The sequence below is a fragment of the Marinagarivorans cellulosilyticus genome (assembly GCF_021655555.1).
Lineage (GTDB): Bacteria > Pseudomonadota > Gammaproteobacteria > Pseudomonadales > Cellvibrionaceae > Marinagarivorans > Marinagarivorans cellulosilyticus.
Window position 1 is genome coordinate 3,771,826 of sequence record NZ_AP023086.1, and the last position, 12,302, is coordinate 3,784,127.

The window sequence follows — 12,302 nt, forward strand, 5'->3', positions numbered from 1 at the left end:
GATACCCCATGACCCAATTTCTACTTTCAATTAAACAAATAACGGCTGTTGTATGTGTTGGCGTATTTTCGTTGTGTACCCACGCAACGCCCCTCGCCAGTGGTATTGAACCCCATAATGACACCCATAACAAACATGAGCACCACGACGAGCACGGCCATGAGGACGACCATGGGCATGTCAGCAAAAGTCATATTGCGCAAGCTATTGCTGACGAGGTTGGTATAACAACCTCTATTGCCGGGCCTCGCACGCTACAACAAAGCATTAAAGTTTACGGCGAATTAAATTCCGGGCCAGAACAAACGAGCCATGTACGGGCGCGATTCAGCGGTGTAATTGACTCTGTTTACGCCACCATTGGCGATAACGTTAAAGCAGGCGATTTACTGGCTGTTGTCGAATCCAACCAGAGCCTAAAGAAATTCCAAATCAAAGCTCCCATTAGCGGTACCATTATTCAGCGCCACGCGAACCCAGGCGAGGTTACGCAAGCGCAAATTCTTTTTTCTATCACGCAGCTAAATTCATTGTGGGCAGAGCTGCACATTTTCCCAACTCAAAGAAGTCAAATAAAAAAACACGCCGCCGTTACAATCACTATTAATAACGAGCAATATCAAACAAATATAGCGCACATTCTGCCAAGCATAAACAAGCCATTCAGCATTGCCAGAGCAAAAGTCGGCAACCCCTCGCAGCACTTGAGCCCAAGCACTATGCTAGAGGCAGCGATTTATACCAATACAATAGATGTGAACGTAGCGGTAAACAAAAATGCATTACAAAGCCTCGAGGGCCAGGCCGGTGTGTTTATTAAAGCTGGCGATGCTTTTACATTTAGGGCCGTGAAAACCGGCCAAGAAGATAAAAGTTTTATAGAGATAAGCTCTGGTCTTGCAGCCGGCGAAGAATATGTTGTTGGCAATAGTTTTTTAATCAAAGCAGACATAAAAAAATCTGAAGCCGAACACAATCATTAACAAAGGCGTATACCATGATTAATCATATTTTACGCTTCTCGATTGAGCGGCGATATTTTATAGTAAGTTTACTGGGGCTAGTTGTTATTGCCGGCATATGGAGCTATCAGAAGTTACCCATTGATGCAGTGCCTGACATCACCAACGTGCAAGTACAAATTAATACGCACGCCCCAGGTTATTCACCGCTAGAAGCCGAGCAACGTATTACATACCCCATAGAAACGGCATTATCCGGCTTGCCCAACCTTGCTTACACACGCTCTATTTCTCGCTACGGCTTATCCCAAGTGACAGTCGTTTTTAATGAAGACACAGACATTCATTTCGCGCGAAACAATATTAATATTGAATTGAACGCCCTGAAGACGAAACTTCCCGAAAATATTGCCCCGCAAATAGGGCCTATATCAACTGGGCTGGGCGAAATCTTTATGTACACATTGCGTGCGGCAGAGGATGCAAGACAACCCAATGGCTCACCCTACAATGCAATCGCCCTGCGTGAAATTCAAGACTGGATTATTAAGCCGCAACTTAGCCAAGTAAAAGGTGTAGTCGAGATTAATAGTATCGGTGGCTATGCCAAACAGTACCATATTACGCCCTGGCCACAGAAACTATTGCAGTTTCAGCTGTCGTGGCAAGATGTTGTTAATGCATTAGAGGCCAATAATGTGAACCGCGGTGCTGGCTATATTGAAACAAATGGCCAGCAAATTTTAGTGCGCTCGGCAAGCCAGCTTAAAAGCCCTGATGATATTGCCAATATCATAGTTAAGAGCAATCACGGAATACCTGTTAAAATTGCTGATATCGCCGATATTATTATTGGCAAAGAATTGCGTACTGGCGCAGCTACGCAAAATGGTAGCGAAACTGTATTAGGCACTGCGATGATGCTTATTGGGGAAAACTCACGTACGGTGGCAAAAAATGTCGCCAAGCAGTTAACCGTAGTGCAAGCATCGCTACCTCAAGGCATTTATGTCGAGGCAGTTTACGACAGAACGACGCTGGTTAATAAAGCCATTGCCACCGTCAGTAAAAATTTACTTGAAGGCGCGCTACTGGTCATAGTGGTTCTATTTGTATTATTAGGGAATATTCGCGCAGCCTTGATTACCGCTGCGGTTATTCCAATCGTAATGCTAATTACAATAACAGGAATGGTTAAAGCCGGCGTATCCGCTAACTTAATGAGCTTAGGAGCTTTAGATTTTGGCCTTATTGTCGATGGCGCAGTAATTATTGTTGAAAACGCTACACGGCGCTTAGCCCAAGCGCAACAAAAAAACACGCTAACATTAAAAGAACGACTAGATACCGTCTTTCGTGCAACGCACGAAGTTATTCGACCCAGCCTATTTGGTATTGCGATTATCACAGTGGTTTATGTTCCTCTTTTTAGCCTTAGCGGTGTTGAAGGGAAAATGTTCCACCCTATGGCGTCAACCGTAGTTATAGCTATGTTGGCTGCAATGGTCGTATCGCTAACATTAGTACCTGCCGCCGTCGCGATATTTTTGCATAAAAAAATCAATATTAACGATAGCCCGATTATTAAACACACCAAATCGGCTTACAAACCTATTTTGCTAAAAGTGTTGCGCCACCCAGTCAAAATACTTAGTGTAGCTATAGCGCTCGTAATGGCTAGTGTGTTTTTTGGCTCAAAACTAGGGAAAGAGTTTATACCTCAACTGGACGAAGGCGATATCGCATTGCATGCGCTACGCATACCGGGTACAGGTATTGATCAAGCCGTTAGCATGCAGGCGGCATTAGAAAAGCGTATTAAAACGTTTCCTGAAGTCGAGCGTGTTTTTGGCCGTTTAGGCACCGCCGAAATAGCCACCGACCCAATGCCGCCAAATGTTGCAGATAACTTTGTAATATTAAAACCTCGTGAACTATGGCCAAATCCTAAAAAAACTAAAGTCGATTTAATCGCCGAAATAGAAGCCTCGCTAAAACAATTGCCCGGCAATAATTATGAATTCACGCAGCCAATACAAATGCGTTTTAATGAGCTTATTTCAGGCGTGCGTGCAGATTTAGGCATTAAAGTATTTGGTGATGACCTCGACCAACTGGTTATTGCTGGCAACGCTATTTTGCAGCAGATTAACCAAATAGAGGGGGTTGCGGATGCTCGAGTTGAACAAATCAAAGGTCTGCCGACTTTGGCCATTACGCCAAAGCTATCGGTGCTTGGGCGCTATGATCTTACGGCATTGGATTTACAAAATTGGATTGCCACCGCTATAGGCGGCCAAAATGCCGGGTTAATGTACGAAGGCGATCGACGTTTTGAATTGATTGTGCGCCTGCCAGAAGTTTTGCGCACCGATATCGACAATCTAAAGTACCTCCCTGTTCCACTTGCCAGCGGCGGTTATGTTTTACTCTACGAGGTTGCCACTATTGCTCTGGCCCCAGCACCAGCACAAATTAGCCGCGAAAATGGCAAGCGCCGCATTGTTGTTACAGCCAATATTCGAGGCAGAGACTTGGGCAGCTTTGTGGCGCAAGCTAAGCAAGTTATCGGACAGAATATAACGTTACCACCAGGTTATTGGCTAAAGTACGGCGGAACCTTTGAACAAATGGAATCAGCAAGCCAGCGCTTGATGGTCGTTGTGCCCCTTACACTCATTATTATTTTTAGTGCACTAATTATGGCGTTTGGCTCGATTAAAGATGCCTTTATTATTTTTACTGGCGTGCCTTTAGCGTTAACCGGTGGCGTTTTTGCACTATTACTACGCGATATGCCGTTATCAATGTCTGCAGGGGTGGGGTTTATTGCGTTGTCTGGTATTGCGGTGCTTAACGGCTTGGTTATGCTCGCCTTTATTCGAGAGCTTTGGCAGGGACAATATACATTGACTAATGCTATCGTCGAGGGCGCATTAACACGCTTACGCCCAGTGCTAATGACGGGACTAGTTGCAAGCTTAGGTTTTATCCCGATGGCTTTTAATATAGGAACTGGCGCAGAAGTTCAACGGCCGCTAGCAACCGTGGTAATCGGCGGAATATTATCCTCTACGGTATTAACACTTTTTGTACTGCCGGCGCTGTACTTGTTACTTCATCGCGGCGATGCAAGACCAAACCGATAAGCAACTATTCAGGTGGGTCCGAAATAATGATCACCCTAAAGGCGAATTGATTGTTTTCTGGGTATTCAAGCGTCTGAAACGCTTGCATAGCGCCCAGCTACAGCAAGGATGCGTAGAGGTAGACTTTGCAGGACCACAAAGTCGTAGATGGCTTGAGCGGCCCAGAAAGTGGTCAGTTTGCCGACCTATTTGAGCATGGCTGAATAGTTACACCGTTAAATCGTTAAACACGAAAACTCTAATCCCCAGCAAAACCCAAGAGCTCTAAATCCTAAATCCTAAATCCTAAATCCTAAGCCTAAGCCTAAGCCTAAGCATCACCAGCAAAGACAATTTTGAAACACTGATGATACTTAGGGGCATGAATTATAGGCAAGCGCTACTTGGGAGTTTTACGTCTATAACAAATGGTAAGAATATTTTGGCGTTAAACACTTCTGGCGGGTTCAATACCCGTAAGGAAATATCGCCATCACGTTCTAACAAGAACTGCTTAACCGCATCCATGCCAACACCGCGGCCAGATATATCACTCACCGCCTGCTTAGTAGAAACGCCAGAATAAAAAATTAATTCGGCTATTTGTTCATAGCTTGGCGGGTTGTCGTCGCTCCATAGCGATAGCTCTACACCTTTTGCATACAAACGCTCAACATTCAGCCCGCGACCATCATCGGACACCTCAATGGTTAAGTATTGCTCGTCAGTGATGGTGTTTAAGGTAATAGTCCCCTGCTCTGCTTTGCCTTGCTCTTGCCGCTCTTCAGGCGATTCTAATCCGTGGTCAACACAGTTGCGCAAAATATGGGCAAATATATTCCCCAGCAGTGACTCCTCAGTATTTCGTATATTTACGACTTGGCCCGTAAAATTAACTTGCGGGGGGATTTTATTGAGTTGCTCTGCAATAGACGGCAGCGAATCAACAACATCCGCGAGTACTTTCGGCAAAGGGTTGGCTAGAGCATTATCGATGATTTGAGTTATTGGCGCCAAGTCTTCTGCTACTTGGATTTCTGGGTGTTTTTCATTAATGCTTTCAATGCAATCGCGAATTTTGGCCACAATTTCTGCATCAGCCCAAAATCCCTCGGTATCGCGAGAGGCGCCGGAATTATTGCCGCGGCCTAATACGGCATAATAAACATTTTCGTATTCAGCCAATATGGCATCAACCGCTTCCAAATCGTTGAGCAATACATCTGATTGCCAAGGGGTTTCACTCGGTGTTTTTAGTGCGCTATACACCGATTCAACTTCGTGAACAACATCACTGAAAAAAGTAAAGCCAAAGGTTCGACAGTTGCCTTTAATGGTGTGCATATTGCGGAAAAGCAGAGCCACCACATTTTCATCATAACTATCATTTGCTCTAATTTCACTGCGGTTTTCAACGATAAATTTCTTTGCAGAGTCCGCAAACGACAAGTATTTTTTGGCCGGTATGTTTAATAGCTGGCCAATAATATCCAGTTCGCGCTTCTTAGCCGCAGCTTCACTTTCCATTTGTTTAAGTTGTGTTACATCACGCACAGATATCATCAGCTTTACAATAATATCGTCTTCTAGAATGGGGTTCCAATCCAACGCTAAGAACTTGCTACCGCTTGAAAAGTCCGCTTCGTACTCCTCTGGTAACAAATGCGCATTAAAGCTGTAGTTCATTTCATCTTCGCCGATGATAGAACCTATTGCTTCTTTAGCTTGGTCCAAGGTATTGCTGCCAAGCTTTGCATTACCGAAAAGTAACTCTACGGCGTTTGAACCTGCGATTTGCGTTGTTTCAAATATAGCTTCCAAATGTTTAGAGTATTCTGGATGAATCTCGCCATTCGCCTCAACTGTAAATAGGCCTTGGCGCATATTGCTGAGCATGGCTTGAATATCGTTATTTTTTGCTCGCAACTCGCTAGTTCGCTCGGAGACCCGCACCTCTAGTATGCGGTTTTGCTCTTCGACAAGCTTGCGTTTTCTTCGTTGCGAACGAATAAACTGCACAATAACGGCCAATACAATCAATGCATAAATGGTGTGCGCCCACCAAGTTCGCCAAGGTGGTGGAAGTTGTTTTATTTGTATCGAGCGACCGACTTCATTCCATACGCCATCATTATTGCTGGCGCGGACTTTAAACAGGTAATTACCCGCATTTAGATTGGTATAAAGGGCGCTGCGCTGGTTTCCGACTTCGCGCCAGTCCTTATCAAACCCTTCTAGTTTGTAGGCATACTGGTTTTTATCGGGGTCGCGGTAATTTAGCGCGGAAAACGAAAAAGAAAACATTGTTTTGGTATAGTCTAGGACGATTTGATCTGTTTGATTGGCAACACGGGTTAAGATGTTTTCGGGGCCATTGATTGGTACTGTTTTGGTGAAGATTCTAAAATCAGTAAGAACAACCGGCGGTACATGTTCGTTTTTACCCAATTTATTCACATCAAAAATCCGCAGGCCATTACGCCCCCCTAAAATAACCTCACCTGTTTTGGATGTTATTGCCGAACCGGTAACAAAGCCGCCAATCTTTTCGCCATTATAGGTTTTGTAATTGCGAACTTCTTTGGTGTCTGGGTTAAACATTACCACACCGTTGTTTGTCCCTAGCCACAAACTACCGTTTTTATCCTCAACAATGCTACGAATGCCATGGTCGACAAAACCATCTTTGGTATCAAACACAATAAAATCGTCGGTTTCTTCTCGGTATTGGTGCAGGCCGGCATCTGTGCCAAACCACAATCGCTGCTGGCTATCTTCAAATATGGACAGTACAGAATTATGTACAAGGCTATTGGGGTTGGCATCATCTGTTTTATACCGTTTAAAGGTACCGGCATCGCGATCCATTAAATTCAAACCACTTGCGGTGCCAACCCAAAAGCGGCTTTTAGAATCCTCAAACGAAGTCCAGATTAATTGGTTTGTAATTCCGCTACCCGTGCCGTCTTCTTCATAAATTGTATATTCGCCAGTAGCACGGTCGTAGCGACTTAACCCGCCGTTATGGGTCCCAATCCAGAGGTTTTTACGCTTGTCCTCATAGATATCCCATACCACAGAGTCGTTTAATACTTTCGAAGACTTATGCCCTCCCCTTGCAAGGCTGCCATCAAACGGCATTTCTTCGAAAACATCTTTTTCGGCGTTATAGCGGTGGTAGCTACCTGCCCAAGTGCCAAACCAAAGGCCGCCATCGCTATCGACTAAGCCAGATATTATCGCCGTTGATTTAAGCTTGCCGTTGCTTGGTGTGTAGTGGGTGAAAGTGTCTTTTTTCCGGTCAAATTTAGTAATGCCGCCACCACCTAGCCATAGATTGCCATCGGCATCTTCGACAATTGCGGCTATTTCATTACTTCGCAGGCCAAGTTCTGGGTTCGGCTCGTGTTTATATACCGTAATAGCGGCCGTTGAACGGTCGTAGAAGTTTACCCCAGCAGGGTAAGTTCCCACCCATAGATCGCCGATGGTATCTTCGTAAATCCGCCTTATCGAATTAGCACTTAAAGAGCCTATTTTACCGGCTTCGTGCTGATACCTTAAAAAACGATCTTGCTCTGCGTTGTATAAACTTAAACCGCCAACGTCACTCCCTGTCCACACCCAGCCGTTGCGATCAATATAAATATCCCGAGTAATATTGTCTGCAATACTAAAACGATCATTGTCGTCTTTTAGGTAGCGCTTTATAAATTTTTCGGTCTTAGTATCAAAGCGGTAAATACCTTTATCAACACCGGCCCATAACTCGCCGTTGGGGTGTACATCCACCACTTTAACGGCGTTATCAGGCAGCGAGGTTGGCAGTTCTGGCCAGGGGGTAAAGTGGCTAAACTGTTTTGAGTTCCAATCAAACTTGGTAATGCCAGCATCGGTACCTAGCCAAAAAACATTGTTTTGGTCTAAATACAGGTCGTGAATTACAACGTTGATTAAACCATCACGCCCATCTGCTGAGTGCGCAATGGCTGTTGCATTTTGTGTTTCAGGGTCCACAAAGACCATGCCGTTTGGCCCAGCAACAACAATTTCACCAGACGGGGCCTCAAGTACTCGCCGTGCACCAGCGCCATATGCGGCCGGCACATTGCCATCTTGTGGTGCCATTTTATAAAGCACCTCGGCATCACGGTCGTACCGCAACAGGCCTGCGCGTGTAGCAACCCATAACTGCTGCCGGCTATCTTCAAATAGGTCGATTACCTGGCTTACGGCTTGAAAATCTTCTGGTGGCTCCTTTCCCGTTTTTATCGCAACAGATAAAAAGCTGTAGCCGTCATAGCGCAACAAGCCGTTGCGCCCACCTAACCACATAAATCCTTCGTGATCTTGCAATAGCGCTTCAACCTCACCTAATGCAAAGTCCTTACTAGCCATTACATTTTGAAAGGTAATTTTTTTAGGGTAATCGGCTGCAGTTACCCCCATACCCAAGAAACAAATAAGGCTAAGCAGCCATGGCGCTAATCGCGACAGGTTTTTAACAATCACTGAGTACACCTAGAATAAAATGGCTATGCATTAGGTATAGCTCATGTACTCAATAATCAATGAATTGAGTCATGTTAATAGTGGCAATTTTAAGCGTTAATAAAGTACGCGCCAATAATTTGACCTTCACACTAATTTTTTAAAAACCTAAACTCAAGTGCCTGTTTTAAATTCTAGACGGTTCGATAAATAATCGCTTTTCTTTAAGAAATAATTATCGAATTAACTATACTTTTGATACAAAGGTTTTTTTACACCTATAGGTACCCGCGCCCGCGTTTTATGCATAACTAAAAGACGAGACAGGATGAACGTAACCCAAGCCATCGAATTGATTCGCACATTGTTTGAGCAATCGTGCACCGAACTGTTTGAATCAATGCACTGCAATGTGGAACCTGCCGCTTGCAATGACGTAGAGAGCGCATATATTCCTGCAGCCTATATAGATGCAGGCGCAGACGATTTTGAGCTATTACTAACATTGCGCTTACCCTTAGCCGCTTTGACGATGACCTACCCGATACAGGACCAAATTGTTTCAATTGATGAAAGCGAACTGGAAGATTGGATACTAGAGCTTTCTAACCGCCTACTTGGTTTACTTAAGGCCAAGCTAATGAGCCGCGACTGTCGCCTTAATACAGGCTTACCCAGCCACGACTTTGGTGAAGATACAACCCAAAGCATTAACCAATGCGAGTATATACCCTACTACTACAAGCTCGACGAAGAGCCCATTGAAATGGGCATCACGCTCGAAACGTTTAGCGAAACAATCGCCATCGAAGACGACGCAAAAGAGGACGATAGCGCACAAGCCGGTGATTTAGACTTCTTCTTTTAAGCCAGTGAATGGTAGTCCTTTTTTAGTCGCTCCCAAGCCGTTTTATCTTCTGCAATTCTAATGTTGCGTACAGACTGTTCATTCATATACATCCAGTCCGATAACACAACATTAGATTGTGAGCCGGCAAAATAGCGCAAGCGAAACCTGCGAATATATTGCTTGGGTATCGCCAAAAAGCTCACCTCTCGGCCTGGCGTGACGCCCGTAACCTCGATGCATTGGTGGCCCTGCTTCGCAACCTCATAGACAAAGCCGGCAATGGCTTTAGGGGTGTCCCCATAATGGATATAGTAAAAACGCTTGGGGCAATACGCTTTGTTATGCCAAGCAAAGCGCGCAACGATATTAGGGTCGGTTGTTGTCGAGATAACTTGGTTAGAGGCACCACTGCCTAAATGGGGGTCGTGGCTATCTCGGCCGGCATCCATTTTGGGGTAGAAACCGCCGGCCTGCCATAATACCGCTGGCGGCCGAGTATCACCTCTGTATAGGCGAGCTTGGGCGTTGTGCAAATTAAAGCCAGAACGGCTGAATCGGTAGCGGTATAAATCAAAGGGAATATCTTGTTGGTTACGCATTAGGCCAATAGCTTTGCGTTCGGCATTAGAGGCCTCGTAACTGTAGCGGTACCAAATATAGGCGCCGGCCAGCAACGCATTCACCGCACTACAGCGCCGGCTCTGGCTTTTACTGGAAATGGCAACGCCAGAAACGGGGTTAAAACCCTGCGACCAGCGGTACAAATCCATAATTAACAACTTACTAATATAGGCTATTCGAATGTGATCCAACGCTTGAATAGACACGGCCATCGCCACATAGGTATCGATGCGGGTCAAACCATCTGAAGAGCGGCTCTGAAATACACTGCAGGCAGAATCCCGCTGGAAATCTAGCGCGTATTCGCGCAGGGTTTGCGGGGGCCGACAGGTTGTTTGCAGGGTATAGCCATTGGTATTGAGGCGAATATAGTTCTCTACAGCAGGCTGAAGCATAAGGGCGTCCTTGGTTATGTCTTTGTTGCCAATACTATAGAGCCCTTGTTTGCCGCTAGGCTATTACACTTGATTACACCTGTAGCAATGCCTATTTTCGTGCTACTGCTTTTGTAGGCATGCCGCCCTAGCCGCGCGGTCAACTAAGGAGAACCACTGATCTAATACCGAGCGATTAGCCGCAGGTTTGTGCCCCTTTAGTTTAACCAGAGTAAAAGCTAGCCCGTCATAGCACTGAAAAAAGCGTTGGTACAGCGCCGCGTGCGCCAATGCTTGACCTTTAGCATTACAGTAATTTTTACTTTCTAGCCGATTACGCCGCGCCAGCAAGCCCATAATATTTTGGCAATCGGTATACACCGTGACGTCGCTTCCTAGTTCCACATCCGAAAGCGCCCAAAGCAAAGTTTCGAGCTCTAGCTGTGTTGAGCTGGTATTGGTAAAGCGTTTTGTTTTAATGGCATCAGGCACGCCAGTTGGCGGTTGTAAACTGCTAGGCACAGGTACTGCTAAAAAAGCACCGCAGCCAATGCGCGTTTGAGGGTTAACGCTACCATCAACAAAAATAGCCTGCTGCACTATTTAGGTCTGTCCGCTATTAGAAGGTCGCCAACATTGCCGTAATAATTGCCACCTAAGCGGGCTAAAGGGTCTAACTTTTTACCGTCGATAATTAAGCGCTGCTCGCTGGGCGTGATTATCGCATCGTCGACATAGAGTGTATTAATTTGGCCATAAATAACCGCTTGCGGCGTATTGCCTATCTCATCAATGCGGTACAAACTACATGCTATAGCAATAGCGCAGTTAGCAAGGCGCGGCAATTCAGAGCCTTCGAAGGCTACCGTTTTTAAGCCTAACGCCTCTACCTCGGAAATACCGTGGTTCAAGGTAGCAGCCGAGTCATTAACCGCATCAAGCATATCTGTACTGGCTATATGCAGTACAAATTGCTTGTGTTCTTGGATGTTTCGGCAGGTATCTTTAACTTGTCCGGCCTCGTCGCCTGTGGCTTTTTTACCAGCAGAAAACATTAACAAAGGTGGGTCGCTACAAACCGCCGTGAAAAACGAAAATGGCGCGAGATTATAACTTGGTTGCGCTTCGCCATTAGGTGCGTTGCTGGTTAAAACCCAAGCAATTGGCCGCGGGACAATGGACTGAACCATAGCAAAATAACGCTGACTTGGTGTTAGCGCATCAAAATTAATATACATAGAGCCTCTATTAAAAGGTCTTAAAAATTTAGCCTAAACTAGACAGTGAGAAATACTAAATGTCGGTTGGGGCTATTATAGGGTCATAAAGCTAGAATAATCACCTTTTGCAGCCGCTACCTTTAAAGAGCAATGACAGCCATGAACTCAGTAGGAAAGCTGCTTAGCCGGCACCTTAATAATATGCCGGCAGGTACCCTTACGTGGATAGGTTTGCGATCAGAGCGCAAAGCTCGTATGACAATAGTTGAAAGCGCCAAAGCCATAGCAACGCTCGGCTTAGAAGGCGATAGGCGTTGCGCATCTACTCCAGGCTCTGGCCGGCAGGTAACTTTGATCAATCAAGAACACATAGATGTGGTTGCAAGCCTGATGGGATTGGCGAGCATAGCCCCAGAACAACTCCGAAGGAACCTTGTTGTAACAGGGGTTAATTTGCAAGCACTCAGGCACCAGCGCTTTCGTATTGGCGAGGCCGAATTTGAAGCTAATGCACATTGCCACCCGTGCTTACGCATGGAACAAAATTTAGGCACAGGGGCTGTTGCCGCGATGCTAGGCCATGGAGGTATTTGCGCCAAAATTATTACCAGCGGCGTCATTGCCATAGGTGATAAAGTCGAGAAGCTTTAAGCCCA

At 45.5% G+C, this 12,302-nt stretch carries 8 protein-coding genes; 4 read left to right on the forward strand and 4 right to left on the reverse strand.

The genetic code is table 11. The features are described from left to right. Nucleotides 1-8: 8 nt before the first annotated feature. Together MARGE09_RS15210 and MARGE09_RS15215 are read left to right on the forward strand one after the other, a co-directional pair. Nucleotides 9-983, forward strand: coding sequence for an efflux RND transporter periplasmic adaptor subunit (locus MARGE09_RS15210; RefSeq protein WP_236983260.1), 975 nt, complete (start codon nt 9-11; stop codon nt 981-983). A 14-nt stretch (nt 984-997) separates the two neighbouring features. Beyond that, entirely contained in the window at nt 998-4,111 is a 3,114-nt protein-coding gene (locus MARGE09_RS15215) for an efflux RND transporter permease subunit (protein ID WP_236983261.1), read from the forward strand. 366 nt (nt 4,112-4,477) lie between these two features. On the opposite strand, the gene MARGE09_RS15220 is transcribed toward MARGE09_RS15215, so the two are convergent. Next, complete coding sequence (locus MARGE09_RS15220) at nt 4,478-8,602, reverse strand: two-component regulator propeller domain-containing protein (protein WP_236983262.1); 4,125 nt, start codon at nt 8,600-8,602, stop codon at nt 4,478-4,480. A gap of 307 nt (nt 8,603-8,909) precedes the next feature. On the opposite strand from MARGE09_RS15220, the gene MARGE09_RS15225 reads away from it, so the two are divergent. After that, complete coding sequence (locus tag MARGE09_RS15225) at nt 8,910-9,449, forward strand: hypothetical protein (protein WP_236983263.1); 540 nt, start codon at nt 8,910-8,912, stop codon at nt 9,447-9,449. Here MARGE09_RS15225 and MARGE09_RS15230 read toward each other — a convergent pair. The 3 genes from MARGE09_RS15230 to MARGE09_RS15240 all read right to left on the reverse strand — a co-directional run bounded on the left by MARGE09_RS15230 (nt 9,446) and on the right by MARGE09_RS15240 (nt 11,664). Beyond that, nucleotides 9,446-10,447 carry a hypothetical protein gene (locus MARGE09_RS15230; protein WP_236983264.1) on the reverse strand — a complete coding sequence of 334 codons (1,002 nt, stop codon included), beginning with the start codon at nt 10,445-10,447 and terminating at the stop codon, nt 9,446-9,448. The two genes, MARGE09_RS15225 and MARGE09_RS15230, sit on opposite strands and share 4 nt — an antisense overlap. A gap of 102 nt (nt 10,448-10,549) precedes the next feature. After that, nucleotides 10,550-11,026, reverse strand: a complete 477-nt coding sequence (locus tag MARGE09_RS15235) for an RNase H family protein (protein ID WP_236983265.1) — start codon at nt 11,024-11,026, stop codon at nt 10,550-10,552. Then, nucleotides 11,026-11,664 carry a flavin reductase family protein gene (locus MARGE09_RS15240; RefSeq protein ID WP_236983266.1) on the reverse strand — a complete coding sequence of 213 codons (639 nt, stop codon included), beginning with the start codon at nt 11,662-11,664 and terminating at the stop codon, nt 11,026-11,028. The genes MARGE09_RS15235 and MARGE09_RS15240 overlap by 1 nt, the downstream gene beginning before the upstream one ends. Before the next feature lie 141 nt (nt 11,665-11,805). Between MARGE09_RS15240 and MARGE09_RS15245 the strand changes: the two genes are divergently transcribed. Beyond that, a complete protein-coding gene (locus MARGE09_RS15245) occupies nt 11,806-12,297 on the forward strand; it encodes an MOSC domain-containing protein (RefSeq protein ID WP_236983267.1) in 492 nt (163 codons plus the stop codon). Nucleotides 12,298-12,302: the final 5 nt, after the last annotated feature.

What these genes read in the sequence shown, in the direction of transcription:
- MARGE09_RS15210 (WP_236983260.1), top strand. Translation starts at nt 9, where the DNA reads ATGACCCAATTTCTACTTTCAATTAAACAAATAACGGCTGTTGTATGT.
- MARGE09_RS15215 (WP_236983261.1), top strand. Translation starts at nt 998, where the DNA reads ATGATTAATCATATTTTACGCTTCTCGATTGAGCGGCGATATTTTATA.
- MARGE09_RS15225 (WP_236983263.1), top strand. Translation starts at nt 8,910, where the DNA reads ATGAACGTAACCCAAGCCATCGAATTGATTCGCACATTGTTTGAGCAA.
- MARGE09_RS15230 (WP_236983264.1), bottom strand. Translation starts at nt 10,447, where the DNA reads ATGCTTCAGCCTGCTGTAGAGAACTATATTCGCCTCAATACCAATGGC.
- MARGE09_RS15240 (WP_236983266.1), bottom strand. Translation starts at nt 11,664, where the DNA reads ATGTATATTAATTTTGATGCGCTAACACCAAGTCAGCGTTATTTTGCT.
- MARGE09_RS15245 (WP_236983267.1), top strand. Translation starts at nt 11,806, where the DNA reads ATGAACTCAGTAGGAAAGCTGCTTAGCCGGCACCTTAATAATATGCCG.